At 67.5% G+C, this 24,916-nt stretch carries 28 protein-coding genes; 10 read left to right on the top strand and 18 right to left on the bottom strand.

The features are described 5' to 3' along the window. Positions 1–23 precede the first annotated feature (23 nt). On the bottom strand, positions 24–1,166 hold the full coding sequence (locus tag ACLARN_RS38860; protein ID WP_409496480.1) for an MFS transporter: 1,143 nt from the start codon (positions 1,164–1,166) through the stop codon (positions 24–26). Positions 1,167–1,228: 62 nt separating this feature from the next. Between ACLARN_RS38860 and ACLARN_RS38855 the strand changes: the two genes are divergently transcribed. Further along, the gene (locus ACLARN_RS38855) at positions 1,229–2,173 is read left to right on the top strand and encodes a DUF5937 family protein (RefSeq protein WP_409496479.1); all 945 of its coding nucleotides are present in this window, start codon (positions 1,229–1,231) and stop codon (positions 2,171–2,173) included. A 33-nt stretch (positions 2,174–2,206) separates the two neighbouring features. Continuing rightward, the gene (locus ACLARN_RS38850; protein ID WP_409496478.1) at positions 2,207–2,842 is read left to right on the top strand and encodes an MBL fold metallo-hydrolase; all 636 of its coding nucleotides are present in this window, start codon (positions 2,207–2,209) and stop codon (positions 2,840–2,842) included. On the opposite strand, the gene ACLARN_RS38845 is transcribed toward ACLARN_RS38850, so the two are convergent. Beyond that, on the bottom strand, positions 2,832–3,530 hold the full coding sequence (locus tag ACLARN_RS38845) for a DUF2334 domain-containing protein (protein WP_409496477.1): 699 nt from the start codon (positions 3,528–3,530) through the stop codon (positions 2,832–2,834). The two genes, ACLARN_RS38850 and ACLARN_RS38845, sit on opposite strands and share 11 nt — an antisense overlap. Before the next feature lie 59 nt (positions 3,531–3,589). Next, complete coding sequence (locus tag ACLARN_RS38840) at positions 3,590–4,471, bottom strand: phosphoribosylaminoimidazolesuccinocarboxamide synthase (RefSeq protein ID WP_409496476.1); 882 nt, start codon at positions 4,469–4,471, stop codon at positions 3,590–3,592. Positions 4,472–4,506: 35 nt separating this feature from the next. Here ACLARN_RS38840 and ACLARN_RS38835 point away from each other — a divergent pair, with 35 nt between their 5' ends. After that, positions 4,507–5,313 carry an S-adenosyl-l-methionine hydroxide adenosyltransferase family protein gene (locus tag ACLARN_RS38835; protein ID WP_409496475.1) on the top strand — a complete coding sequence of 269 codons (807 nt, stop codon included), beginning with the start codon at positions 4,507–4,509 and terminating at the stop codon, positions 5,311–5,313. Here the strand turns inward: ACLARN_RS38835 and ACLARN_RS38830 are convergent. From ACLARN_RS38830 to ACLARN_RS38785, 10 genes are all read right to left on the bottom strand, one after another. Continuing rightward, positions 5,196–6,083, bottom strand: coding sequence for an MOSC domain-containing protein (locus ACLARN_RS38830; RefSeq protein WP_409496474.1), 888 nt, complete (start codon positions 6,081–6,083; stop codon positions 5,196–5,198). The two genes, ACLARN_RS38835 and ACLARN_RS38830, sit on opposite strands and share 118 nt — an antisense overlap. 22 nt (positions 6,084–6,105) lie before the next feature. Continuing rightward, positions 6,106–6,846 carry an amino acid ABC transporter ATP-binding protein gene (locus tag ACLARN_RS38825; protein ID WP_409496473.1) on the bottom strand — a complete coding sequence of 247 codons (741 nt, stop codon included), beginning with the start codon at positions 6,844–6,846 and terminating at the stop codon, positions 6,106–6,108. Continuing rightward, entirely contained in the window at positions 6,843–7,601 is a 759-nt protein-coding gene (locus tag ACLARN_RS38820) for an amino acid ABC transporter permease (RefSeq protein ID WP_409496472.1), read from the bottom strand. The genes ACLARN_RS38825 and ACLARN_RS38820 overlap by 4 nt, the downstream gene beginning before the upstream one ends. Continuing rightward, positions 7,602–8,384, bottom strand: coding sequence for an ABC transporter substrate-binding protein (locus tag ACLARN_RS38815; protein ID WP_409496471.1), 783 nt, complete (start codon positions 8,382–8,384; stop codon positions 7,602–7,604). Between the two features lie 8 nt (positions 8,385–8,392). Continuing rightward, a complete protein-coding gene (locus tag ACLARN_RS38810) occupies positions 8,393–9,166 on the bottom strand; it encodes an ABC transporter substrate-binding protein (protein WP_409496470.1) in 774 nt (257 codons plus the stop codon). Between the two features lie 2 nt (positions 9,167–9,168). After that, complete coding sequence (locus ACLARN_RS38805; RefSeq protein WP_409496469.1) at positions 9,169–9,996, bottom strand: substrate-binding periplasmic protein; 828 nt, start codon at positions 9,994–9,996, stop codon at positions 9,169–9,171. 162 nt (positions 9,997–10,158) lie between these two features. After that, positions 10,159–11,589 (bottom strand): adenylosuccinate lyase, encoded by a 1,431-nt coding sequence (gene purB, locus ACLARN_RS38800; RefSeq protein WP_409496468.1) that lies wholly within the window; start codon positions 11,587–11,589, stop codon positions 10,159–10,161. A gap of 103 nt (positions 11,590–11,692) precedes the next feature. After that, a complete protein-coding gene (locus ACLARN_RS38795; protein ID WP_409496467.1) occupies positions 11,693–12,286 on the bottom strand; it encodes a TetR/AcrR family transcriptional regulator in 594 nt (197 codons plus the stop codon). 24 nt (positions 12,287–12,310) lie between these two features. Continuing rightward, positions 12,311–13,015: a hypothetical protein gene (locus ACLARN_RS38790; protein ID WP_409496466.1), complete on the bottom strand. Its 705-nt coding sequence runs from the start codon at positions 13,013–13,015 to the stop codon at positions 12,311–12,313. Next, positions 13,002–13,520 (bottom strand): SigE family RNA polymerase sigma factor, encoded by a 519-nt coding sequence (locus ACLARN_RS38785; protein ID WP_409496465.1) that lies wholly within the window; start codon positions 13,518–13,520, stop codon positions 13,002–13,004. The genes ACLARN_RS38790 and ACLARN_RS38785 overlap by 14 nt, the downstream gene beginning before the upstream one ends. 135 nt (positions 13,521–13,655) lie before the next feature. Between ACLARN_RS38785 and ACLARN_RS38780 the strand changes: the two genes are divergently transcribed. From ACLARN_RS38780 to ACLARN_RS38770, 3 genes are all read left to right on the top strand, one after another. Beyond that, positions 13,656–14,672: a threonine aldolase family protein gene (locus ACLARN_RS38780; protein ID WP_409496464.1), complete on the top strand. Its 1,017-nt coding sequence runs from the start codon at positions 13,656–13,658 to the stop codon at positions 14,670–14,672. A 2-nt stretch (positions 14,673–14,674) separates the two neighbouring features. Beyond that, positions 14,675–15,253 carry an HAD family hydrolase gene (locus tag ACLARN_RS38775; protein ID WP_409496463.1) on the top strand — a complete coding sequence of 193 codons (579 nt, stop codon included), beginning with the start codon at positions 14,675–14,677 and terminating at the stop codon, positions 15,251–15,253. Positions 15,254–15,356: 103 nt separating this feature from the next. Continuing rightward, entirely contained in the window at positions 15,357–16,184 is an 828-nt protein-coding gene (locus tag ACLARN_RS38770) for an SAM-dependent methyltransferase (protein WP_409496462.1), read from the top strand. 3 nt (positions 16,185–16,187) lie between these two features. Here ACLARN_RS38770 and ACLARN_RS38765 read toward each other — a convergent pair whose 3' ends face one another. The 3 genes from ACLARN_RS38765 to ACLARN_RS38755 all read right to left on the bottom strand — a co-directional run bounded on the left by ACLARN_RS38765 (position 16,188) and on the right by ACLARN_RS38755 (position 18,555). Further along, positions 16,188–16,370, bottom strand: a complete 183-nt coding sequence (locus tag ACLARN_RS38765; protein WP_409496461.1) for a hypothetical protein — start codon at positions 16,368–16,370, stop codon at positions 16,188–16,190. Positions 16,371–16,455: 85 nt separating this feature from the next. Further along, positions 16,456–17,643: a pyridoxal phosphate-dependent aminotransferase gene (locus ACLARN_RS38760; protein ID WP_409496460.1), complete on the bottom strand. Its 1,188-nt coding sequence runs from the start codon at positions 17,641–17,643 to the stop codon at positions 16,456–16,458. A gap of 9 nt (positions 17,644–17,652) precedes the next feature. Beyond that, on the bottom strand, positions 17,653–18,555 hold the full coding sequence (locus ACLARN_RS38755) for a TetR/AcrR family transcriptional regulator C-terminal domain-containing protein (protein ID WP_409496459.1): 903 nt from the start codon (positions 18,553–18,555) through the stop codon (positions 17,653–17,655). A gap of 160 nt (positions 18,556–18,715) precedes the next feature. Here ACLARN_RS38755 and ACLARN_RS38750 point away from each other — a divergent pair, with 160 nt between their 5' ends. After that, positions 18,716–19,900, top strand: coding sequence for an FAD-dependent monooxygenase (locus tag ACLARN_RS38750; protein WP_409496458.1), 1,185 nt, complete (start codon positions 18,716–18,718; stop codon positions 19,898–19,900). Between the two features lie 169 nt (positions 19,901–20,069). Further along, positions 20,070–21,284: an integrase catalytic domain-containing protein gene (locus ACLARN_RS38745; RefSeq protein WP_409496457.1), complete on the top strand. Its 1,215-nt coding sequence runs from the start codon at positions 20,070–20,072 to the stop codon at positions 21,282–21,284. Positions 21,285–21,350: 66 nt separating this feature from the next. Here ACLARN_RS38745 and ACLARN_RS38740 read toward each other — a convergent pair whose 3' ends face one another. Together ACLARN_RS38740 and ACLARN_RS38735 are read right to left on the bottom strand one after the other, a co-directional pair. Further along, the gene (locus tag ACLARN_RS38740; protein ID WP_409496456.1) at positions 21,351–22,475 is read right to left on the bottom strand and encodes a transglycosylase SLT domain-containing protein; all 1,125 of its coding nucleotides are present in this window, start codon (positions 22,473–22,475) and stop codon (positions 21,351–21,353) included. A gap of 44 nt (positions 22,476–22,519) precedes the next feature. Continuing rightward, positions 22,520–22,831: a hypothetical protein gene (locus tag ACLARN_RS38735; protein WP_185927309.1), complete on the bottom strand. Its 312-nt coding sequence runs from the start codon at positions 22,829–22,831 to the stop codon at positions 22,520–22,522. A 190-nt stretch (positions 22,832–23,021) separates the two neighbouring features. Between ACLARN_RS38735 and ACLARN_RS38730 the strand changes: the two genes are divergently transcribed. Beyond that, a complete protein-coding gene (locus tag ACLARN_RS38730; RefSeq protein WP_409496455.1) occupies positions 23,022–24,326 on the top strand; it encodes a serine/threonine-protein kinase in 1,305 nt (434 codons plus the stop codon). Beyond that, positions 24,323–24,916: a DUF3558 family protein gene (locus ACLARN_RS38725; RefSeq protein ID WP_409496454.1), complete on the top strand. Its 594-nt coding sequence runs from the start codon at positions 24,323–24,325 to the stop codon at positions 24,914–24,916. Before ACLARN_RS38730 ends, ACLARN_RS38725 begins: the two co-directional genes overlap by 4 nt.

The following is a 24,916-nucleotide window of genomic DNA, read 5'->3' as shown; positions in this document are numbered from 1 at the left end:
TGTGTCTCGGCTCAAAGCCCAGGCTACGACGTTACTGACGGCGTGCCAATAGCTCGCCTGGGGCGTCGTACCAGCATTACACAGGAGACAAGGGCGGCGAGGACACCGAGCAGCGGACACAGCCACACCGGCAGCACTCCGATCGCCAGCGACCCCAGCCCGAATCCCGACGCCTGCACGGTGAAAGCCAGCGAGAACCCCTCCGCCCGACGGCGTTCCGGGAGCAGTTTCTGCAGGTTGACCGACGAAACGGCCATCAGCGGGCCAGTGCAGACTCCGATCAGCGCGACCCCGCCGAGCAGCCCGGCCCAGCCGAGGCCCAGCGACACCACGATCCCGCCGAGCACGAATCCGGCCAGGAACAGCCGCGGATCGCCGACCTTCCCCCGCGCCGCGTACAGCGCGCTCCCGGTGATGCTGGCGGCACACAGCACGACGATGACGATCGCCGTCGTCGAGTCGGGAGCACCGAGGCGCTGGACGAGCGGCAACAGTCCGACCTCAATGGTCGACAGCAGCAGACCGACGGTGAACAACCCCATCAGCCAGGGGACACAAGCGGCGACCGGGATCGACTGATGCTCGATAGTCCTTTGTGGACCGGAAACGACGGCACGCCTCGGTACCAGCAGGGCCGCGAGCAGGGCGACGACGGCCATCGCGAGGACGGGGACGGCCGGGCCGGACGTCGCCAGGAGCGCCACCAGCAGCGGTCCGCCGACGATGACGCCGTCGAGGATCATCGCGTCGACCGAAACGGCCCGGGGCAGTTCCTCCTCGGTCACCGTTCCGGCGAGCAGCGTCCGAAAGCCGCCGTTCAGCCCGCCCGCGACCAATCCGGGCGGGATCGCCAGCGCGAGCAGCACCAGGTCCGGAGCACCGGCGGACGCGACCGCCGCCAGCACGAACAGGCCGAGAGCGACCAGCACGAGCATCACGACGAGCCCCCGCGCGGGTCCGACGCGGTCGAGCAGCCGTCCGGTCGGCACGGCGCCGACCATTTCGGCGGCGACGAACACGGCCATCATGACGCCGCCGAGCCGGTACGAACCGGTCGTCGCGGTGGTGAGCACGGTGAAGGCCAGCGGCGCCATCGTGGCGGGCAGCCGGTTCAGCTGTACCCCCGCCGACCAGCGCCAATACCCGGAATTACGGAGCAACGTCATGTCAGGAGACCCTGCCGAACACATGCTGGCGAGGACCATTGATTAGCGCATAGCCTAATCGGATGATCGAGCTGGTCCTGACCGCCGAGAGCGCCAACCGCGTCCGCTTCGGCATCTCCCCGCTCGACGAGACCATGGGCGCGATGCAGACCCTGTTCGGACGCCGCGGGCACCCGAGCCATCTGCCGTGGCTGCGCGAGGCCGCCGCGAAGCTGCCGGAGCTGCCCATCACGGACTTCGCCAAGGTGATGAGCGCGCGGCACTACATCACCGACTTCCTCAGTCCGCCGCCGAGCGGACCGGAGACCACCGCGACCGCCCAGCTCGCCGAGATCCGCCGGACGCCGCCGGGCCAGGTCGCCCATGAACTGTCCAAAGTGGACGCGGACCTGAGCGGACTCCCCGAAGATCCCGCCGAGGCAAGGGATCTGCTCGCTGACCAGATGGAGATCGCCTGGACCGAACTGGTCGAGCCGCATTGGCCGCGGATGCGCCGCTTCCTCGTCGCCGACATCGAGGAGCGCTCGCGACGCCTTGCCGCCGGCGGCATCGAGTTGGTACTGGAGGACGTCCACCCGCGAGTGCGGCTCGTCGACGACGTCCTGGTGATCGAGATGAAGGAACGCAGCCGGGTCCACCTCGACCGCCGCGGTCTGGTGCTGATCCCCGGTGTCTTCGCGTGGCCGTCGGTCGGGGTGATCACGATGGAACCGTGGCAACCGTCGCTGCTCTACCCGGCCCGCGGCGTCGCCGAACTCTGGTCGGATCCCGAACGCCCGTCCGGCGCGCTCGCCGGGGTGCTCGGACGCACCAAGGCGACCCTGCTCACGACGCTCAACGCACCCGCGAGCACCACCGAGCTGGCGCGCAGACTGGGCTTCTCGGCGCCGACGATCTCCGCGCATTTGACCGCGATGCACGCGGCGGGCCTGCTCGAAACCCGGCGCCGCGGCCGCGAAGTGCGCTATCTGCGCACCGAACTTGGCGACGCTCTGCTCCGGGCATAGGCTGGAAATGACCTACCGCGAAGGAGAACCCTGATGCGCATTGTCCACTTTGGACACGCTTGCACCCTTCTGGAGACCGAGGGCGCGCGAATCCTGATCGACCCCGGCGCCTTCTCGGTGGGTTTCGAAGGTGAGCGGGAACTGGACGCCATCCTGATCACCCACCAGCATTTCGACCACCTCGACGCGGACAGGCTGCCCGCGCTGCTGGAGGCGAACCCCGGCGCGCGGCTGATCGTCGACCCGGGTTCCGCCGAGGCCGTCGAGAAGATCGGCGCCGAGTTCCAGATCGCGAAGCCCGGCGACGCCTTCGACATCGGCTCCAGCGGCGTCAACGTCGTCGGCGGCGAGCACGCGATCATCCACGAGGACATCCCCGCGATCCCCAACGTCGGCTACATCGTCGACCACGGCGCGTTCTACCACCCTGGCGACTCGTTCTTCGTGCCTGAGCAGAAGATCGACGTCCTCGGCCTGCCCACCGGCGCTCCGTGGCTCAAGGCGGGCGAAGCCGTCGACTACCTGCGTGCGGTGTCGCCGCGCCTCGCCGTCCCGATCCACGAAGCCGTCCTCGCGCGACCGCAGATGCACTACGGCCTGTTCGCCAACCTCGCCCCGGAAGGCACCGAGGTCAAGGTCCTCGACGTCGGGGAGCCGGTCAAGCTCTGATGGGTGTCCGCAGCGAGCCGTAGGTGGCCCCGAAGGCGCGGTTCTCCAGCGAGACGTCAACGGCGTCGAGGAACGCCTGCCGCAGCCCCGGCCTGGTGAGGTCCGCGGCGTCGATGCCGAGCCGCACGAGCCCGCCACGGCGCGCGGCCCTGGCCGCGGCCAGCACCAGCGCGAAGCACCGGACGGTCTCCGTCCGCTGCGAAGGCCCACTGAACTCCTGGACCCGCGCGCGCCGGACCTGGCCGGTCACCAGGTCCCGCACCGAGACAAGATCCGCGCACAGGGCGAACCCGTGCTCGCGCAGGGCCTGCACGGTGCCCTCCGACGCGATCCAGCGCGGCGGCGCGAAGCCGTCGACGGCCATGCCGGTGGTGTCGAGCGCCGCCTTCGCCGCGATCAGCCGCAGCCGCGCCTCGTGTGCGGGCAGTGCCGCGAATTCGGCGCGTTTGCCCAGGTAGACGGCGCGGTGGGTGGGGGTGATCCGATGGTCGTATCCGTGGAGGAGGACGGAATCGCCGCGAGCGCGGCGCGTCCGTACCCACTCGGTCACCGGGCCCTCGCCGGTGCGAGCGGCGTAGAGCACGGACAACGGGACCTTGCGCCTGTCGAGCTCGGCCGCGAGGTCGGCACAGCGGTGCAACGTCCGGGTGGTCACGCCGGACAGGGAAACCAGCAAACGTGCGTCCACACTGCCCAGTGGGCCAGACCGGCCTTGCGTCGGACTGACGAGGGAGTGAACGCCGCTGGTCAGGCGGGCCAATCCTCCAGCGAACAGCCGGTGACGCGTTCGTACGCGTCGATGTACCTCGCCCTGGTGGCGGCGACGATCTCGTCGGGCAGCGGTGGCGGCTCCGGTCTCTCGAGCCGGTGCCAGCCCGAAAACGGACCGGTGAGCCAGTCGCGCAGCGGCTGCTTGTCGAACGACGGCCGCGGCCTGCCCGCCGGGTAACCGCTCGCCGGCCAGTAGCGGGACGAATCCGGGGTGAGGACCTCGTCGGCGAGGACGAGGTTCCCGTCGCGATCGACGCCGAATTCGAGTTTGGTGTCCGCGAGCAGGAGACCGCGTTCGGCGGCGAGCTCCGCACCGCGGCGATACACCGCCAGCGTCGCCTCGCGGACCTCCTCGGCCCGCTTCTTCCCGAGCTGCCCGACGACGTCAGAGAAGTCGATGTTCTCGTCGTGCGAACCGTGATCGGCCTTGGTGGCGGGGGTGAAGATGGGTTCGGGGAGCCGGGAGGACTCGGTCAGGCCGGGAGGAAGTTCGACCCCGCAGACCGTGCCGCGCGCGCGATAATCGGCTAGGCCGGTGCCGGTGAGATAACCGCGGGCGACGGCTTCGAGCGGCAGCATCGCCAGCCGCCGCACCAGCAGCGCCCGGCCGCGGACCTCGGCGGGGATGCGTTCGTCGTCGTAGGAGACCAGATGGTTGGGGAGGACATCGGAGAGCTGGGAGAACCAGAACACGCTCATCGCGGTGAGCACCCGCCCCTTGTCGGGGATGGGCGTGGTGAAGATGACGTCGTAGGCGGAGATCCGGTCCGAAGTGACGAGCAGCAGATGCTCGTCATCGACGGCGTAAAGCTCACGGACCTTGCCGGCGGCGATCTTCGGGTATTCGAGCGTCGTCACGGCTGCACCCTAGCGATCAAGGATGATGGCTGATCATGCCGATCCACTGCGTCTCGTTCACGACCGACTACGGACTGTGCGACGGTTTCGTGGCCGCTTGCCATGGGGTGATCGCCCGGATCGCGCCGTCCGTCCGGCTGATCGACGTGAGCCACGGGATCCCTCCGCAGCAGGTCAGGACCGGCGCCGAGGTGCTGGCGCAGACCGTGCCGTATCTGCCGGAGGGCGTCCATCTCGCCATCGTCGACCCTGGCGTCGGCACGTCGCGGCGCGGCGTCGTGGTGGTCACCGAACGCGGAATCCTCGTCGGCCCGGACAACGGACTCCTCATTCCGGCCGCCGAAACACTCACCGGGGTGATAGCCGCGTACGAACTCGTGGCCCCGGAATACCGCCTTCCGGTGACGTCCTCGACGTTCCACGGTCGCGACGTCTTCGCGCCGGCGGCGGCGCATCTCGCGCTCGGCGTCCCACCGGAGAGTTTCGGACCGCGCGTCGAAAACCTCGTGCGGCTGCCGGATCCGTTCGTCGCGGTGTTCCCCGGCAAGCTGGTGGCCGAGGTGCTCACGGTCGACCACTTCGGCAACGTCCAGCTCGCCGCGAGCTCTGCCGACCTCGAACTGGCCGGGCTGTCCGGCACGGTCTCGGTCAGCAGTGAGCACGTGCTGGTGACGGCTTTGGTCGGCGACACCTTCGGCACCGTGCCGCCGGGGAAGAACGTGCTCTACACCGATTCGGCGGGACGGCTCGCGGTCGCGGTGAACGGCGGCTCCGCCGCGTCGGTGCTCGGGCTCGGACCGGCCCAGGAGTGCACGATCACCTCGTCGCCGACGGCCACCTGACCCGGCCCGGTCACCGCCATCTTGATCCCGAACGAGACGCCGCCCTCGGGCTCGCGGCGGTAGTCCGCGAGCGACCGGATCGGCTCCGGACCGGCCTTCTTCCCGGTCTCCTGATCGACCATCGGCACCGTGCAGCGGATGCAGACCCTGGCGTAGCCCAGCTCCAAGCCGCCGACGGTGAGCGAACGGACGTCGTCCTCCCGGTGCGGCTCTGGCCAGCCCGCGACGACGATGTTGGGCCGGAACCGGTCCATCGGCACGGCCTCGGCGCCACGGGACGCGATGCGCTCGTTCAGACCGTCCAAAGAGGACTCGGAGGTCAGCAGGATCGCGTGCGCGTCGGCGAACGCGGCGGTGCCGGGGATCTCGCCGTTGGTGACGCGCTCGTGCTCCGGCGCGAGCCCGACGAACACCGACGGCAGGCCGAGGACGTCAGAGAACCACTCGGCGGCCTCGTCACCCTGGTGGACGCCCTTGCCCTGCCAGGTGAACGTCGAGGCCTGCTGCCGCGGCCCGTCCGGGACCGTCTCGACCAGCAGGTCTTCGACGCCGGGAGCGGAGAGCCGCAGGCGGGCGCCCTCGTCCAGCACCTCGGCCCGGATCGAGGCCATCACCGGATGCTTCCGCTGGCTGCGGAACTCGCCGTCGGTCGACACGACCATCCAGGCACGGTCGAACCTGAGGCCCGCCGGGGTGACGTCGGCCGTTTCGACCGACGTCCCCGCGCAGCCCTTGACCGGGTAATAGACCAGCTTCGCGACTCTCGCCATAGTCGCAGGTTAGTCGTCCGGCTCAGAGCACCTGGGACAGGAACCGCTGCAGCCGCTCGCTCCGCGGAGCGTCGAAGATCGCCTCCGGAGCGTCATGTTCGACGATCTTCCCGTCGTCCATGAACGCGACCTCGTCCGCGACGCCGCGCGCGAAGCCCATCTCGTGCGTGACCACGAGCAGCGTCAGCCCGCGCTCGGCGAGACCGGCCATCAGGTTGAGGACGCCCTTGACCAGCTCCGGGTCGAGCGCGCTGGTGGCCTCGTCGAACAGCATGACCTCGGGTTCCATCGCGAGCGCCCGCGCGATCGCCACCCGCTGCTGCTGCCCGCCCGAGAGCGCGCTCGGCCGGTACGGCGCCTTGTCTGCGAGGCCGACCTCGGCGAGGCGGGCGTGCGCGATCTCGGCGGCCTCCTCCTTGCCGAGCTTGCGCACACTGCGCAGCGGCAGGGTGATGTTGTCCAGCACACTGCGGTGGCCGAACAGGTTGAAGTGCTGGAACACCATCCCGACCCGCTGGCGCAGCGCGTCCGGGTCGGCGGAGATGACGCTCTCGCCACCCAGCAGCAGGTCGCCCGAGTCGGGCTCCTGCAAGCGGTTCACGCAGCGCAGCAGCGTCGACTTCCCGGAGCCGGAGGGCCCGATGATGCAGGTCGTACGGCCCTTCTCGACCTTGAGGTCGATGCCCTTGAGTACTTCGAGGGTGCCGAAGGAGACATGGATGTCGCGGAGTTCGACACTCGACGAACGCACGGCTGCGGTCATGACATCGGCACCTTTCCGGCGTTCAGGAGTTCCACGTCGCCATCGTCGTCATCGGCGCGGACCTTCCGGCCGGTGCGCAGTTTCTTGTCGATGTAGTTGACCAAGTGGGTCAGCGGCACGGTGATCACGAGGTAGAAGAAACCGGCAGCGACCAGCGGCGACAGGTTCCCGGTGTTGGCCGCGAGGTCCTGCCCGATGCGGAACAGGTCACGCTGCTCGGCGAGGAAGCCGAGGAAGTACACCAGGCTGGAGTCCTTGATCAGCGCGATGAACTGGTTCACCAGCGCGGGCAGCACGCGCCGCACGCCCTGCGGGATGACGACGAGCGCCATCGCCTTGGTGTAGCTCATGCCCAGCGCGCGGCTGGCCTCCATCTGTCCTTTTTCGACACTCTGGATGCCGGCGCGGAAGATCTCGCCGATGTACGCGGCCGCGATCAGGCTGAGCGCCAGAATGCCCAGCGGGTAGGTGTTCCGCGCCATCGACGGGATGAGGATCCCACCGCCCTGCCCGATCACCAGGATGGTCAGGATCGCGGGCAGTCCGCGGAAGATGTCGGTGTACACCCTGGCAGGCCAGCGCAGCCACGCCTTGCTGGACAGGCCCATCGTGGCCAGCAGCATGCCGAGCACGGTGCCGATCAGCGCCGAGCACACCGACATGATCAGTGTGTTCAGCAGCCCGGTCTTGAGCAGGTCCGGGAAGACTTCCCAGATGTAGTCCCAGTTCAGGAAGGTGGTGAAGAAGTCGTTCACTTATCGCTGCCCGGCCTTGAAGTCGGCGGGCACCGGCGCGTTCGGTTCGAACCGCTGGTGCACCTTTTCCCAGGTCCCGTCGGCGATGACCGCCTTGAGGCCCTCGTTGATCTTGCCCGCGAGTTCGGTGTTGCCCTTCTTCACCGCGAACCCGTGCGGGATGGTCGTGGTGATCGCCTTGACCACCTTGAGTTTCGCGTCCGGGTTCTTCGCCGCGTAGTCCTCGGCGGTCGCCTGGTCGAAGATCGCGCCGTCGATGGCGCCGGACTTCAGCGCGGCAAGGGTGGCGGCGTCCTGCGGGAACCTCACGGCCTGCGCGGCAGGCGCGTTCGAGGCGAGCCAGCTGTCCGACACGGTCCCCTGGACGACGCCGATCCGCTTGCCTGCCAAGGAGTTCTCGTCGGTGATGCCGACGCCTTCGCGGGTCTCGATGCCGAGCGACTGGTAGTTGTACGGCGCCGAGAAGTCGACGGTCTTGCGGCGTTCGTCGGTCTGGGAGATCCCCGAGCTGCCGATGTCGAACTTGCCGGTGGCGACCTGGCCGAGCAGTGCCGAGAACTCCGTGGAGACGAACTCGAGTTTCAGGTTCTGGTTCGCGGCGATGGCCTTCAGCAACTCGTTGTCGAACCCGGTGAACACGCCGTTTTCCTGATAGGCGTTGGGTTTCGAATCGCTGAGGGTGCCGACGCGCAAGGTGCGCGCCCCGGCGTCCTCACCGCCGCCGCACGCCGCCAGCACCGCCAGGAGAGCAGTGGTGACGACAGCGGCGAGTGACTTCTTCATCGTGATCCTCACGCCTTGAACTGGTCCGGCACCGGCGCCGTCGGCAGGAACTTCTCGTGCAGCTTGACCCAGGTGCCGTCGGCGATGACCTGCTTCAGGCCGTCGTTGATCTTGGTGAGCAGCTCGGCGTTACCCTTCTTCACCGCGAAACCGTGGGGCACGTCGGTGGTGAAGGACTTCACGACCTTGAGCTTCGTGTCGGCACTGTCCTTGACGTTCGACTCGGCGATCGCCTGGTCGAGGACGTAGGCGTCGACGGCGCCGCTCTTGAGCGCGGCCAGCGCCGGGGCGTACCCCGGGAAACGCACGGCCTGCGCGTCGGGAACGGTCGAGGTGAGCCACTTGTCGCCGACGGTCGCCTGGATGACCGCGACCCGCTTACCCGACAACGCCTTCTCCTCGGTGATCGGCGAGCCGTCCTTGGTCTGGATGCTCATCACTTCGAAGTTGTACGGGCTGGAGAAATCGACGTTCTTCTTGCGCTCGTCGGTCTGCGCGATGGCCGACGAACCGATGTCGAACTGGTTGTTCGCGACCTGGCCCAGCAGTGACGAGAAGTCGGTCGAGGCGAACTCGAGCTTCAGGTTCTGCTTGGTGGCGATGGCCTTCAGCAGCTCGTTGTCGAAGCCGGTGTAGTTGCCGTTCTCGACGTAGATGTTCGGCGGCGCGTCGCTCAGGGTGCCGACACGGAGGGTCTTGTCGGCGGCGGCGTCCCCGCCACCGCAGGCGGCGAGCACCGCGACAAGGCCTGCTGCGATCGTCGCGATCAGGGATTTCTTCATGTTCAGACCCCCGGGTTCTGGACGGGCAGGCCGGGGCCGCCCTGCTCGAGTTCCTTCGGCAGCGGCTCGTTCTTGAAGAACTGAGCGTGCAAGCGGGCGACAGTACCGTCCGCCACGGCCTTCGCGAGGCCGTCGTTGAGCTTCTTCAGCAGGTCCTTGTTGTCCTTGCGGACGGCGAACGCGGACGGCGTGTCCTTGGTCTCGACGGTGTAGCCGAACTCCAGCGGCACATCCGGGTTCTGGTCGAGGTACTTGTGCCCGATGTCCTTCGGCACGACCCAGCCGTCGAGACCGCCGGCCTTCAGCTGCGCGAAACCGGCGTTGTAGTCGGGGAAGCGGACGACGTTGGCGCCCGGGACCTTGCCGGTGGCGAAATCGTCCTGCACCGACGCCTGCACGACACCGATCCGCTTGCCGCTGAAGGAGGCGACGTCCTTGAGGCTCGCGCCCTTCTTGGTGACGATCGTGGTGAACCCGGTGGAGTAGCCGTTGCTGAACGCGACGGTCTTCTTGCGGGCCTCGGTGGTGGAGATCGTGGAGCTGCCGATGTCGAACTTGTTGGTGGCGACGGCGGCCAGCAGACCGGCGAACTCGGTGCCGACGAACTCGACCTCGAAACCCTCGCGCTTCGCGATGTCGCGGAGCAGCTCGTTGTCGTAGCCGGTGAAGTTGCCGTTCTCCAGGTAGATGGACGGCGGCGCGTCGGTCAGGGTGCCGACGCGCAGCTTCTGGCCGCTCGCGGCGGTGTCACCGGACCCGCAGGCCGCGAGGGCGAGGGTGGCCGCTCCCGCCGTGACGACGGCGACGATTCTCGACAGCGTGGATCTCATCGCTTCTTCCGTGGGTTTCGGCGCCAAGGCGCGATACAAACACGCCAGGCCGCCTCATGGGCGGCCTGGCGCTCCGGGTTCAGCGATCGAGATTAGGCAATTCGCCCGATCGAGTAACTTCGTCTCACTCTGTGAACGCCCCGTGGTGGGGCTGCTCACACGTCAGAGAATCGGCGCAGGCGAGTAAGCCGTGGCCTCCGGGAAACGCTCCAGGACCGCCTCGACACGCGACGCGATCGCGGCCACCTGACGCGGTGCGACACCGGTGAACGAGATCCGGTCGGCGAGGAGTTTGTCCAGCTCACCGCGGTCGAGCGGAATGCGCTCGTCGGCGGCGAGCCGGTCGAGGAGGTCGTTCTCCGCGAGTCCCCGCTCCCGCATCGCGAGCGCGACGCCGACGGCGTTCTCCTTGATCGCCTCGTGAGCGGTTTCACGCCCGACCCCCGCGCGGACCGAGGCCATGAGCACCTTGGTGGTCGCGAGGAACGGCAGATAGCGATCGAGCTCACGCGAAATGACCGCCGGGAAGGCGCCGAACTCGGCCAGCACCGTGAGGAAGGTCTCCAGCAGCCCGTCGAGCGCGAAGAACGCGTCGGGCAGCGCGACGCGGCGGACGACCGAGTCGGAGACGTCACCTTCGTTCCACTGGTCACCGGCGAGCTCGCCGATCATCGACAGGTAGCCGCGCAGCACCACGGCGAGTCCGTTGACCCGCTCGCACGAACGCGTGTTCATCTTGTGCGGCATGGCCGACGAGCCGACCTGGCCCGGTTTGAAGCCCTCGGTGACCAGCTCGTGGCCCGCCATCAGGCGGATCGTCTTCGCCAGGCTCGACGGCGCCGCGGCCAGCTGGACCACCGCGGACAGCACGTCGAAGTCGAGCGACCGCGGGTACACCTGGCCGACGCTGGTGAACACCCGCTCGAAGCCGAGGTGGGCCGCGACCCGCGACTCCAGTTCGTCCAAAGTGGACTCGTCGCCGAGCAGGTCGAGCATGTCCTGCGCGGTGCCGACCGGGCCCTTGATGCCGCGCAGCGGGTAGCGGCCGATCAGTTCGTCGAGCCGTTCGAAGGCGACGAGCAGTTCGTCGGCGGCGGTGGCGAACCGCTTGCCCAGGGTCGTCGCCTGCGCGGCGACGTTGTGCGAGCGGCCGGCCATCACCGTGTCGGAGTGTTCGATCGCGATCGAGGCGAGCCGGGCGAGTACCGCGCCGACCCGGCTGCGCATCAGTTCCAGTGAGCGCCGCACCTGGAGCTGTTCGACGTTCTCGGTGAGGTCGCGGGACGTCATGCCCTTGTGCACGTGCTCGTGCCCGGCGAGCGCGTTGAACTCCTCGATCCGGGCCTTCACGTCGTGGCGGGTGACCCGCTCGCGCGCGGCGATCGAGTCGAGATCGACCTGCTCCAGCACACGCTCGTAGTCCGCGACGACCCCGTCGGGAACCTCGACGCCGAGGTCGGCCTGCGCCCGGAGCACGGCGAGCCAGAGCTCGCGCTCCAGCACTACCTTGCGTTCCGGGGACCACAGTTCGACCAGCTCAGGCGAGGCGTAGCGGCCGGCGAGCACGTTGGGGATGAGGGGCTTGTCCGTCACGCGGCCAGACTAACCTCCCGCAATTAGTCACCTACTCGCGCCACAAAGCGCGCCGTGACGTCTCGCCTCGATCGCAAGTAGGTGACTAATTGCGGGGGGGCGGTCAGGTGAGAGCGGCCTGAAGCATCCGGGCGGCGGCGGCCCGGGGCTCAGGGTCGACCTCGATCAGCGCGTTGACCACGGCGCCGTCGACCAGGGCGACCAGCCGTTCCAGTTCGGTGGCGTCCACCGGGGTGCCGGAGCGCGCGAAGATCTCGTGGAGCAGTTCGTACAGCTGCGCGGACAGCGTCCGCATCAGGGGCCGAAGGTACGGACGGCGGCCTGTCCCGACGAGACGTTCGTAGCGCAGGAGGACCGCTTCGGCGTCGGCCTCGCGATCGGGGCGAAGCGGGCCGAGGAGCATGTCCAGCACCAGGTCGACGGTGGCTTCGACACCGCGGTTGCGGGTCGCCAGCTCGTCGAGGCGGCGCCGCCCGGTCTCCAGCTCCAGTTTCGCGTGGTGTTCCACGGCGGCGGTGACGAGCTCTTCGAGCGAGTCGAAGTAGTACGTCGTCGAGGCCAGCGGCAATCCCGCGCGTTCGGCCACCGCACGATGACGCACGGCGTCGAACCCGCCCTCGGCCAGCAGCGACGCGGCGGCCTCGATGAGCTCGGCGCGCCGTCGCTCACCCTTCGGCGTTGTCGCTGCGACAGTCATGACGGGTTATTTTGCCAGGCGCGGTCAGTAGCGGGCCGCGAGCACACCGGCGAACCGGTCGACGTCGGACTCGGGGAACGCGGGCCTGCCCGAGCCGTCACCGAGGCTCACCACGACCACCAGTGATCCCTTGGCCGTGGTCCGCCGTGCGCTGGACGCGCCGGTGGGCGTCGCCGGGACGGACGAACCCGCCGGGAAGACCGCGGCGGAAACCGTGCCGCCCGGCACCTGGAACCCCGCCGACCTGGCTCCCGTCGTACAGATGTCGCCGGGCGTCGATTTGGCGACATCCACGGGGACCGGGAGCTCGCCAGCGAGGGCGGTGGCGAGCTCCCGATCCACCTGGTCGCACCCGAAGGTGCCTTCGGCCGTCATCTGGCCGGTCTTCTCTGGACCGCCGCCCCCCTGCTGAGGCGGCGGGTTCGAGAAGTTCGAGGACTCCCCGCTGTCTAGAGGACGTGCGGAGGCCGCCCCGGGTTGCCCCGCGGAAGCGGCCTCGCTGTCGGATTTGGCAGCGCTGCCCATCTGGAGCTCGGTTCCACCGAGCACGCCGAACATGCCCACTCCGGCGAGGACCAAAACCAGTGCACTACAGGCCACGGCGATACCGTTGCGACGTCGGGCAGTGGCGCGTTGCGAGGCGCGGACGACGTCGGCGGTGTCGAAGCTCGGCGACGGCGCGTCGCCGGGGGCGTCACGGAACAACGCCTTCAGGTCATTCTCGTCCATCCCGTGTCACCTCCTCCTTCTCCATGACCTGCCTGAGGTTCGCCAGCCCACGCGCTGTCTGGCTCTTCACGTTTCCTTCGCTACAGCCGAGCGTCTTCGCCGCCGCGCCGACGTCCAGCCCCTCGAAGAACCGCAGCACCAGCACAGCCCGCTGCTTCGGGGGCACTTCGCGCAACGCGGCCAGCAGGTCTTCCCTGGTGACGACCTGTTCGCCGAGGTCGAAGCCGTCCTGCGGCGGTTCGGGCAGCTCTTCGGTCTGCCATTCCCGCCGCCACGGCCGCCTCGACTCGTCGATGGCCGCCCTGACCAGCGTCTTCCGCACGTAGGCGTCGGTCGCCGCCCGTTCCCTGATCTTCTTCCACCTCCGGTGCAGCGCGACGAACGCCGTCTGCGCGAGGTCGTCCGCGCGATGCCAGTCACCGCAGAGCATGTACGCGGTCCTGCGCACGGAGTCCCGCTTCGCGGCGAAGTACTCCGCGAACTCTTGTTCGTCGCGCTGGTTCACGCGGTTGTTGTCTCCGCTCTTGCCTCGTCGGTGGGTAGGACGGAACCGGGGGCGTCCACGGTTGCATGAGCGGGCGCGGCGGACCAGCCGGGGAGGAGGTTCGTGGCGAGCCGGACGATGTGATGTGATCGTACCGTGACCTCGACGATCGATTTCCGCTCCGACACCGTGACCCGGCCGGACGACGTCATGCGCCAGGCCATGGCGAAAGCCGAGGTCGGCGACAACGTCCTCGACGGCGATCCCACCGTCGGCGCATTGGAACAGCGCGCCGCGAACCTCCTCGGCATGCCGGCCGCGCTCTGGACGCCGACCGGGACCATGGCGAACCTGATCGCACTGAGCCTCCACCTCCAGCGCGGCGACCGGTTCCTCGCGCCGCGCGGCGCGCACGTGATCACCGACGAACTCGGTTCCGCCGCCTGGCTCGCCGGTGGCATGCCGGAGCCGTTGGAGCACGACGCCGGACCCGGGCGGCCGACACCGGAAACGCTTTCGGCCGCGATCGGCCTCCCGCGCGGGCCGTACTACGCGATGCGCACCCCGTTGCTGTGCCTGGAGAACACGCACAACACGGCGGGCGGCGCGATCACCCCGCCCGACGAACACGCCCAGCTGGTCGCGGTGGCGAAAGAGGCGGGGCTGACCGTGCACCTCGACGGCGCCCGGATCTGGCACGCGGCGGTCGCGCTGGGAATCCCGCCCGCGGCCCTCACCGTCGGCGTCGACACCGTTTCGGCCTGCTTCTCCAAGGGTCTCGGCGCGCCCGTCGGCTCGGTCGTGGCGGGCAGCGCGGAGTTCGTCGAGGAGGCACGGCGGATGCGCCAGATGCTCGGCGGCGGTGTCCGCCAGGCAGGCGTGCTGGCCGCGGCCTGCCTGGTCGCGCTGGACCGCGTCGGAGATTTGGCCGAGACCCACGAGAACGCGACCCGGCTCGCGGCCGGGTTCGCCGAGCACGGCTGGGAGGTCAACACCCCCGAGACCAACATCGTGCAGGTCACCGTGCCCGACCTGGTGGGCCGGTTGGCGTGGCTGGCGCGGCTCGGGATCCGGACGCTGCCCAGCTCGGGCCGGATCCGGTTCGTGGTGCACCGCGACCTGTCGGCGGCCGACATCGAAGAAACCCTTCACCGCGTCAAGACCGGGGGCTGAACATGAACTGGATCGTCTTCGACTACGGCGACGTCATCAGCGAGCACACCGACGCGCTGCCGACCCTGGCCAAGGCCTTCGACCTCGAACTCTCCGACTTCGAGCCGCACTACTGGGCCGAGCGGGTCCGCTACGACTCGGGCGGCTCGGACTTCGAGTACTGGCAGAGCGTCGGCCGCGCGCTGAACGTTCCCGTCGACAAGGCCTTCGCCGACGAACTGACCCACATCGACGTCACCGGCTGGACGCATCTGGAACCGGCGGTGATCGAGCTGCTGGAGGGCCTGCACGAGGCGGGCGCCGCGCTCGCGCTGCTCTCCAACGCGTCGTCGACCTTCGGACGCTGGGTCCGCGAGCAGGAATGGGCACGCCTGTTCCGCGTGAAGCTCTTCTCCGGCGATCTCGGCTGCATGAAACCCGACGCGAAGATCTACCGGATCCTGCTCGGTGAACTCGGCGCCGAACCGGCCGACTGCCTGTTCTTCGACGACCGTCAGTCCAATGTGGACGGTGCGCGGGCGGTGGGGATGAAGGCGGAACGCTGGCTCGGCGTGGAAACCGCGACAGCGGCACTCGGCTGAACGGGCGGAGATAATCACCCTTACCGTTCATCCGCTTACCCGCGGTGAATCGGATGTCCTAAGCTGGCTTCGTCCCGAACCGAATTGCCAACGGTAGGTGCCCATGCCAGGTCAAGACGACCGGCGTCCGTTCGTGCCCGTCGATTTCGACCGGCCGAGTATCGCGCGGGTCTTCGACGCGCTCATGGGCGGCCAGGACAACTACGCGGCCGACAGGGTGGTGCTGCGCCAGATCCTGGACCTCGCGCCGGAAGCGAAGGTCATGGCCAAGGAGGTCCGGCACTGGCTGGTCCGGACGGTGCGCTACCTGACCGACCGGGAGCACATCGACCAGTTCCTCGACCTCGGCTCCGGCTTCCCGACCGTGGACAACACACATCAGGTCGCGCAGCGGTACAACCCCGAGGCGCGGGTCGTCTACGTCGACCACGACCCGGTGGTGCAGGCGCACGGCCGCGCACTGCTCGCGGCGAACGACTTCGCGCATATGGTGGGTGCCGACCTGACCGAACCGGCCGAGGTCGTCGAGGAACTCGCGCGCACCCACCGGCTGGACTTCGACCGGCCCGTCGGGCTGATCCTGTGTGCGATCATCCACCACGTCCAGGACCTCGACGAGGCGCGGGAAATCGTCCGCGCCTATGTCGACGCGCTGGCCCCCGGCTCGTTCGTCGCGCTGCTGCACCAGCACAACCCGGCCGACGGCTCCGAAGCGGCCGATGTCGCGACGTCACTCGAGAAGCGCTTCAACGGCACCGGGCTCGACACGCTGTACCGCACACGCGAGGAGATCGAGTCACTCATCAAGGGACTCGACCTCCTCGAACCCGGCCTGACCTACCCGCATCTGTGGTGGCCGGACGGCCCGCGCTTCACCCCGCTTTCGCCCGTGAACTTCACGTCGCTCGGCGGGGTGGCGCGTAAGCCTTAGCCCTTAGCGAAGCTGCTTCGGGGTGCGCTTGCCCTTGATGGCGCCATACGCGGCCGTGCCGAGGAAGACCGCACCGCCGATGACGGCGATCCAAAAGACGGCCTTCACCAGGAAACCGAGCACGGACCCGAGCACCATGAAGGCCACCCAAGCCAGAATCAGCCCGCCGACGATCTTCCAGAACATGGCATCCTCCGATTGCCTCACCGGGCCCAAACGGGCCTGGTGAGTCCAGGTTGTCAGGCTGAGCTCGTAATTGCCTTCGTTCTGCCTAACGTTCAGGGTGAATTCCGGGTTCCCCCTGAGACTTGAGCCAGTCGCCGAGCCGCCGGATCCCCTCGTCGATGTCCTCGCGCGAACCGGCGAAGGAGAACCGCACGAACTTGCCGCCGTCGACCGGGTCGAAGTCGATGCCGGGCGCGATCGCGACACCGGTGTCGGCCAGGAGGCGCTGGCACCAGCTGAGGCTGTCGTTCGTGTACGCGGAGACGTCGGCGTAGGCATAGAAGGCGCCTTCGGCCGGCGCGAGCTTGTCGATGCCGATGCCCTTGAGACCGGCGAAGAGCGCGTCGCGGTTGGCGCGGTAGCGCTCGACGTGACTGTCGGCCTCGGCGTACGACTCCTGGGTGAACGCGGCGATCGCGGCGTGCTGGGAGACCGCGGGTGGGCAGATGGTGAAGTTGCCGGTCAGGACGTCGATCGCGCGGTGCAGCCGCTGGGGCGCGAGCATCCAGCCGAGCCGCCAGCCGGTCATGGCGAAGTACTTGGAGAACGAGCCGAGGACGAGCGCCTCGCTCCCGTACTGCCAGGCGCAGTCGAGTCCGGCGCCGTACGAGATCCCGTGGTAGATCTCGTCGCTGATCAACTGCACGCCGCGTGACGCGCACCAGCCGCTGATCGCGGCGAGTTCACCCGGTGGCAGGACGGTGCCGGTGGGATTGCTGGGGCTCGCCACGATGAGTCCCTTGACCGGCCCCAATTCATCGAGCAGTGCGACGGTCGGCTGAAAGTTCGTCTCGGGTCCGGTGGCGAACTCGACGACCTCGCAGCCGAGCACCCTCAACAGGTTGCGGTAGGCCGGATAGCCCGGTCGTGCCATCGCGACGCGGTCGCCCGCCTCGAAGGCACTGAGGAATGACAGCAGGAAGCCGCCGGAGGAACCGGTCGTCATGATGACGTCCTGCGGGCTCACCTCGACCGAATACTTGCGTTCGTAGTGCGCCGCCACGGCTTCGCGCAGTTCGGGGATACCGAGTTGCACGGTGTAGCCGAGGTACTGCTCCTTCAGCGCTCGTTGCGCCGCTTCGAGCACCGGCTGGGGCGCCGAAGCGGACGGCTGACCGGCGACCAGCGCGATCAAGTCGCCGTGGCTGCGCTGCCGCGCCTGCGCGGCCGAAAGGACGTCCATGACGTGGAACGGCGGGACGTCGGAACGTGCGGCTGGGCCAGGGAAGGACATGGGGTGAGGCTAACTCGCCTTCGCCAGCAGAACCGCGTAGCCGTCGAGGAGACGTTGAAGGCCGAACTCGAAGAGCGTGTCGAGGTCGTAGTCGAACGGGGCGCGCGAGACGACGCCAGCGAAGCTCGGAAAACGGCCCTCGGAGACCAGGTCCCAGAGGATCGGCTCGTTCTCGGCGAGCCAGGCGTCGGCCGTGACCGCCGTTCCGGCTTCGTTCTCGGCCTCGGCCTCGAAGTTGAGGGCGATACCGCGGACGTGGTTGAAGATCGTGATGTGCGCGTACATGATCGTCGACGACGGGAGGCCGTGGCCGTCGAGGGCGCGGGTGGCCCAGTCGGCGTGGCGCAGCAGATTCGGCAGCGGCTGCGGGCGAGTGATCGAGAGCGCCTGCGCGAGCCAGGGGTGCCGCCGGAACAAGGCCCACTGGGCCCTGGCCATCAGCTCCAATTGTGCCCGCCAGCCGGATGGCGGGTCGGGCGGGAAGCGGATTTCGCCGAGCGCGACGTCCGCCATCTCGAGGATCAGCTCTTCTTTCGCAGTGACATGGCGATAAAGCGCCATCGTCGCGACGCCGAGACCGGACGCGACGCGGCGCATGGACAGCGCGCGGATGCCCTCGGCGTCGGCGATCCGGATCGCGGCCTTCACCACCCGCTCGCGTGACAGCTCCGCCTCGGTTCTCGGCGCGACTTTCCGGGTGCGGCCCGCGACGACCGTCCCGGCGCCGGGTTTGGCGATGACCAGGCCCTCCCGTTTGAGGGTCGCGAGCACCTTCGTCGCGGTCGCCATCGCGACCCCCCATTCGGCGATGATCCGGCGCGTCGACGGGACCTTGTCCCCTTCGCCCAGCTCACCGGCGACGATCCGGCGGCGGATCTCGGCGGCGATCCGCAGGTAGGGCGGATCGGTCATGGTCGACTCCTTGCCGTAGTGCGCTTTGCTGTCGAATCGGCCTTCGCGCGGCTCACCGCACTAGTACACCTGAGATTTTATGCCGCTTTTCCTGGGGTTCCGCTGGAGCGACCATACGTTGTACGCAGTGCTTCAAAACAGCGTACACAGGGGAGTTCACATGCAGAAGGTGCTGATTTCGGGCGCGGGGATCGCCGGGACGACGCTGGCCTACTGGCTGCGGCGACACGGGTTCGCGCCGACCGTCGTCGAGCGGGCACCGGCACCGCGCGTCGGCGGGCACGCCGTCGACATCCGCGGCACGGCGCTCGGCGTCGTCGACCGGATGGGGGTGCTCGGGCGCCTTCGGGAGCTGAAGACGGACATGCGGGGGATGTCGTTCGTGAACGGGGCCGGGAAGACCCTGGTGAAGGTCACCGACCACACGCTGACCGGCGGGCTCACCGACAGCGACGACGTCGAGATCCTGCGGGACGACCTCACGGACACGCTGGCGTCGGTGGCGCAGGAGGGTGTCGAGTACGTCTACGGCGACTGGATCACCGGGATCACGCAGCAGGCCGACGGTGTCCGGGTCACGTTCGCCAATGGCGAGGCACGGGACTTCGCTCTCGTGATCGGCGCGGATGGGCAGCACTCGGCCGTGCGCTCGATGGTTTTCGGGGCCGAGAAACAGTTTTCGCATCACCTGGACACCTACCTGGCGGTGTTCACCGTGCCGAACTTCCTCGATCTGGACCGCTGGCAGACCTTCCACATGACGCCGGGGAAACTGGCCGGTCTCTACAGCGCGCGACAGAACACGGAGGCCCGGGCGATGCTCGGCTTCCAGTCGCCGGAACTCGATTTCGACCGGCATGACCTTGCACAGCAACGAAAACTCATCGCCGACCGATTCCTCGGCCAGGGCTGGGAAGTGCCGCGGCTGGTCCGGGAAATGGAGTCGAGCGAGCTGTACTTCGACTCGATGACCCAGATCCGGATGGACCGGTTCACCGAGGGACGGGTCGCGCTCGTCGGAGACGCCGGCTACGGTCCTTCGCCACTTTCGGGACAGGGCACCAGCTTGGCACTCGTCGGGGCTTACGTACTGGCCGGTTCGCTAGCCGTCCATCAGGATCACCGCGCGGCTTTTTCCTCTTACGAAAGGGAAATTCGGTCTTTCGTGCTTCAGAACCAGAAGCTGGCCTCGCTGAACCAGCGGAAGCAGACCCGGTTCGCGCAGTGGAAGCAGATCCAGTCGATGCGGATGCTGCCCTATCTGCCGTTCCGCTCGCGGGTGATGAAGGCGGCGATGCGACCGCTGACAGACGCTTCGAACGCGTTGGTACTGAAGGATTACTGAGGCGCCTTGGTCACCTGAAGTACATGAAGGCCCCCGCGTTGACTCATCTGAAATGCCCGCGTAGCGGGTCGGTTGATGGGTCGTTGCCTCATGACTGGATGCCCGTGTAGCGGCGTGGCGATCCGGGGTGTGGGGGTTCGCTGGCTCATCGTGACGGATGGGATTGACGATGAGCCAGCGTCAGGCTGTGACCGGGCAGAACGCGCTTCGGTATCGGGCGGCGAGCCGGGTTGGTAAAGCGGTGATCCTGGATGAGTTGTGTGCGCTGACCGGCTGGCATCGTGACCACGCCCGCAAGGCGTTACGGGTGGCGCTGGTGCCGGTGCCGGTGCGGTCGCGGCCTGCGCGGCGGCTGCGGTATGGGCCGGAGGTCATCGAGGCGTTGACGTTCTGCTGGCAGGTGATGTGCGGGCCGGCCGGTAAGCGGATGGCGCCGTTCCTGCCGGTGCTGGTGGCGCGGCTGCGGGCGTGCGGTGAGCTCGACATCACCGAGGAGGTCGCGGTCGCGCTGAGCACGATCTCCGCGGCGACCATCGACCGGAAAATGGCCGGTGAGCGGAAGAAACTGCAGATCAAGGGCCGCTCAGGGACGAGGCCGGGGTCGTTGCTCAAGTCGCAGATCCCGATCCGGACCTGGGCGCAGTGGGACGACGCACGGCCGGGGTTCGTAGAGATCGACCTGGTGGCGCACGAGGGCGGTGACGCACGCGGGATCTACTGCCAGACGCTGACGATGACCGATATCGCCACCGGCTGGACCGAGACCCGCGCGGTGCGCAGCAAAGCGCACGTGCGGGTGCTGGCCGCGGTGACAGCGCTGACCGCGGCGATGCCGTTTCCGGTGCTGGGCATCGATTCCGACAACGGCCGGGAGTTCATCAACCAGCAGCTGCTGGACTTCTGCGTCGCCCGGAAGATCACGTTCACCCGGTCCCGGCCCGGCAACTGCAACGACGGCGCCCACGTGGAGCAGAAGAACTGGACCGTGGTCCGGCACGCGGTCGGCTACGCCCGCTACGACACCACCGCCGATGTGAAGGTCCTCAACCAGCTCTACAAGCTGCTGCGACTGGAGACGAACTTCTTTATGCCCCAACAGAAACTCATCTCCAAGGTCCGCGACGGCGCCAAGGTCAGCAAAAAGCACGACAAGGCCATGACCCCCTACCAGCGGACAAGCGAGGCCTCCTCGGTCAGCGACACCGACCAGGCCGCACTCGACCGCGTTTACGCCCCGATCAACCCCGCCGCGCTACGCCGCGACATCACCAAGCTGCAAGACACACTCCTCACGCAATCAGCCGCCCGCAACCACCCCCGCAACCCCCTCCCACCCCGGGCATCACTCCCTGAGGCAACGACTCAAGCCAGGCGGGCATCTTGACATGAGGCAATACGGCCCCCTTCCTTGCGCTAGGCGCAAGGAAGGGGGCCTTCATGTACTTCAGCGCTAGTAGCCCTGGTACCCGCCGCCACCGGCCATGGACTTCAGGCCCGGGTGCCCCTCGAACCCGCCGTACCGCGAGAACGTGTACCGCACGCCCGCGATGATGTTGTCGATCGGGTTGTAGATGTCGTCGTGCCCGGGAAGCTTGTGCGCGTTGAAGGTCGGGTCGATGCACTGCATCAGCCCCTTGGACGGGGTACCCTTCGCCGCGTTGGAGTCCCAGTTGTTGATGGCGTTGGGGTTACCGCCGGACTCCTTCTCGATGATCGTCCAGATCTTGTTGATGTCGGCTTCGGTCACCGGGATACCGGCCGCTTGCAGGATCTTGATGGCTTCCTGGATCCACTGCTGGACGTTGCCCGGCGGCGTCGTCGACGGCGGACCGCCACTCGACCCGAGGCCGCCGCCCCCACCGCCACCGCCGCCTCCTCCACCGCCACCACCACCGCCGCCGGCGTGGAGACCGCCGGTGCGCTTGGGGACGCTGCCGTCCTTGCCGGGCATCGGGACCTTGGAGTAGCCGCCCTCGATGTCCTTCTTCATCAGTGCTTGGGACTTCTGGATCATCTGGTTGGCCTGGTCGAGCAGGCCCTTGACCCGGCCGTCGGCATCTCTGGCGATGCCGTTGATGTCGGTCTTGGCCTTCTGGATGATCTCGTCGGCTGAAGGGCTCGGCGCCGGCTTGTGATCCTTCTCGGCCTGCGCGGCGGCCTGAATCGCCGCGTTCTTGTCCGTCTCAGCCGTGGCGTTCCGCTTGTTGACCGCCGCTTCGGCTTCCTCGTAGACGCTCGCGACCTGGGTCTTGACGTTGCCGAGATCGGTGTGGACGCGATCGAGGTCGTCCACGACCTTGCCCAACTGCTCCTCGACGTTCTTCCCGGCCTTGGTGATCGACTTGACGTACTCGAAGAACTCGTCCGCGGCGGGCCCGACCCAGACACCGCCGTTCAACGCTTCGGTCGAACTCGACAACGCCGCACTGTGGTCACCCGCGTTGTCAGCGGCGGTCTTGAACTGTTTCGAGGCGTTCTCAATGGCGGCGAGGTTCACGTTTTTGATCTGATCAGCCTTCTTGACCAGTTCGCTCCAGCCGTCCGGTGTGCCGGCGCCGGCACTGTTCAAACCCACTGCTCAAGCCCCCTTGCTCTCCGGCCCACAGACCGGCCGAATCGTCACAGCTCCCCGTGCACCTTCAAGTTGTCCACGTGGACCGCTTCGGTCTCCTTGATCAGCCCTGCCGCCTTTCGCAGCACGAAGGCCGTGGCCTCCATCAGCTGACCGGCGGAGTCGAATTCGTTGTGGACACCCTGCTTGAACTTGCCGACGGCACCGTGTGCGTCGCCGTGCTCGTCCACTCCGCCGAAGGGGCTTTCCTTCTCGTCATCCATACCGGTGACGCCCTTTTTGGTCTTCTCGAACTCGTCCTTGAGCTTCTCCACCTGACCGGCGGCGATCCCCATCGAATCCGGGTCGTACACAGGCACGGTTCGTCATCCCCTTCACGGAAAACTCGTATCCGCCTGGTCAGACGCGCGGCCGATCAGGACGGTTCCCGCGCATACTTTAAGACCTCGACAGCGAGCCGTGTGCGCTTCCACGCCAAGTTCCACCCGCCGATGAGCATGCGACCTCTCGCACATGCTTTGTAGCATGCGTCCGGGGAGGTAAGACTTTGTGAAACCGCTGAATCCGGGTGAACCCCGGCAAATCGGGCGCTATCGCCTTATCGCGGCGCTGGGCGAAGGCGGCATGGGCAGGGTCCTTCTGGGGGCGTCGCAGGACGGTCGGCTCGTCGCCTTGAAGCAAGTCCATCCGGGATTCGCCCACGACGAGGGGTTCCGCTCGCGGTTCCGGCGCGAAGTTCAGACGTCGCGGATGGTCTCGGGCGCCTACACAGCCGCTGTCATGGACGCCGATCCCGACGCTCCGACGCCTTGGCTGGCCTCCGTCTTCGTCCCCGGCCCTTCGCCGAAGGAGGCCGTCGACGCCGCCGGGCCATTACCGCCAGACTCGCTGAGGTTCCTCGCGGTCGGCCTCGCGTCCGCGCTGACGGAGATCCACCGCACCGGGCTCGTTCACCGCGACCTGAAGCCCAGCAACGTCATCCTGACCGACGACGGACCACGGGTCATCGACTTCGGCATCGCCCGTGCGGCTGAGGGTGAAACGGACATCACACATACCGGATCGATTATCGGCTCGCCTGGGTTCATGTCCCCGGAACAGGCCAACGGACACCCGGTTACTACGGCGAGTGATGTTTTCTCACTTGGCGCCCTCCTGGTCATGGCGGCGACCGGGCAAAGCCCATTCGCAGGCACGTCCACTCCCCAGACTCTTTACAACGTCGTCCACAGCCAAGCCGACCTGCGGAGGTTGCACCCCGCGGTCCGGCGCCTCGCGGAACCATGCCTGGCGAAGAATCCCGCGGCACGGCCGACGCCGGCACAGATCCTGGACTTCCTGGGTGCGGTCACGCCGAGCGCGAGTCCCTGGCCTCCGGTGGTACACGCGTCGATCGCGGCGCAAAAAGCAATGGTGAATCAGGCCTTGTCTCTGCCGACGCCCGTAGAGGAAACACCGAACGAGAACACCCAATCGAAAAAACGTGGACGAGCAGCTCTCGTCATCGCCCTGTGCCTCGTCATCCTTCTGGGCGTAACGACCGCGGTCGTCATTTCACTCAACAGGTCGACCTCGCAGGAAACCGGCCAAGGGGTGTCCTCTACGAGTGCTTCCCCGCCACTGCCGCCACCGGACCCTTTCAATCCCGTATCGCTGCGGAAGGTGGACCCTTGCACCCTCCTCGGAGAGACGGACCTGGCGGCGGCTGGGCAGTCGCTCGAACGAATCGAAAACAGCGTCAAATTCGAAGAATGCGCGTACTCGATAACAGACCCTGCCAACCCCTCGAAGCCTCACCTGATAACGTTGAACCTCGGCCAGAAAAAGTGGCCAAACCGGGTGCGACAAGATTGACCATCGAAGGCCTCGAAGCCACCAAATTCATCGATAATACCTGCACCATCACAGTCACCAATCCCGCGAACAGCGCCCTGACGATTCACGCGTGGAACCTCCGGGCCGACGAAGCCGGATGTTCGTCGACGCAGGCACTGCTCACCGCCGCCATCAAGAAACTTCGTACCGGCGGAGACATCGAGACCTTTCCCAAGGAAAGTTTCCTCAACTTCGATCCGTGCACGTTCATCAGGCAGGACGAAGTGGAGAGCCTCGCGGGCGAGGTGCTGACGGCTGATCCCGACGGTCTTCACGAGTGCACTTGGCGAGGCACGTCCTCGTACGTGGTCGGCCCCTTCAACGTGAGCATGCCGACGGGACAGATGGAAGGACAGAACATCCTCGACGTGGCGGGCGTTCGTGCGCTCGAAGAACGTGATGAGGACTCGTGCTCGGTCACCTGGCTGCATCGTAAAACGGCCCGGGAGTCGTTCGAACAACTCCGGGTCAGGGTCAACAGCCACGATGGCAAGATCACGGTCGACGAGGCTTGCAAACGAGCCAAGGATCTCGCCGAGCTCGTGATCACCAAGCTTCCCAAGCCCTGA

Source organism: Amycolatopsis sp. cmx-11-12, assembly GCF_046269425.1.
In the GTDB taxonomy this organism is placed as follows: Bacteria; Actinomycetota; Actinomycetes; order Mycobacteriales; family Pseudonocardiaceae; genus Amycolatopsis.
This window is presented reverse-complemented; position numbering and strand designations above follow the sequence as displayed.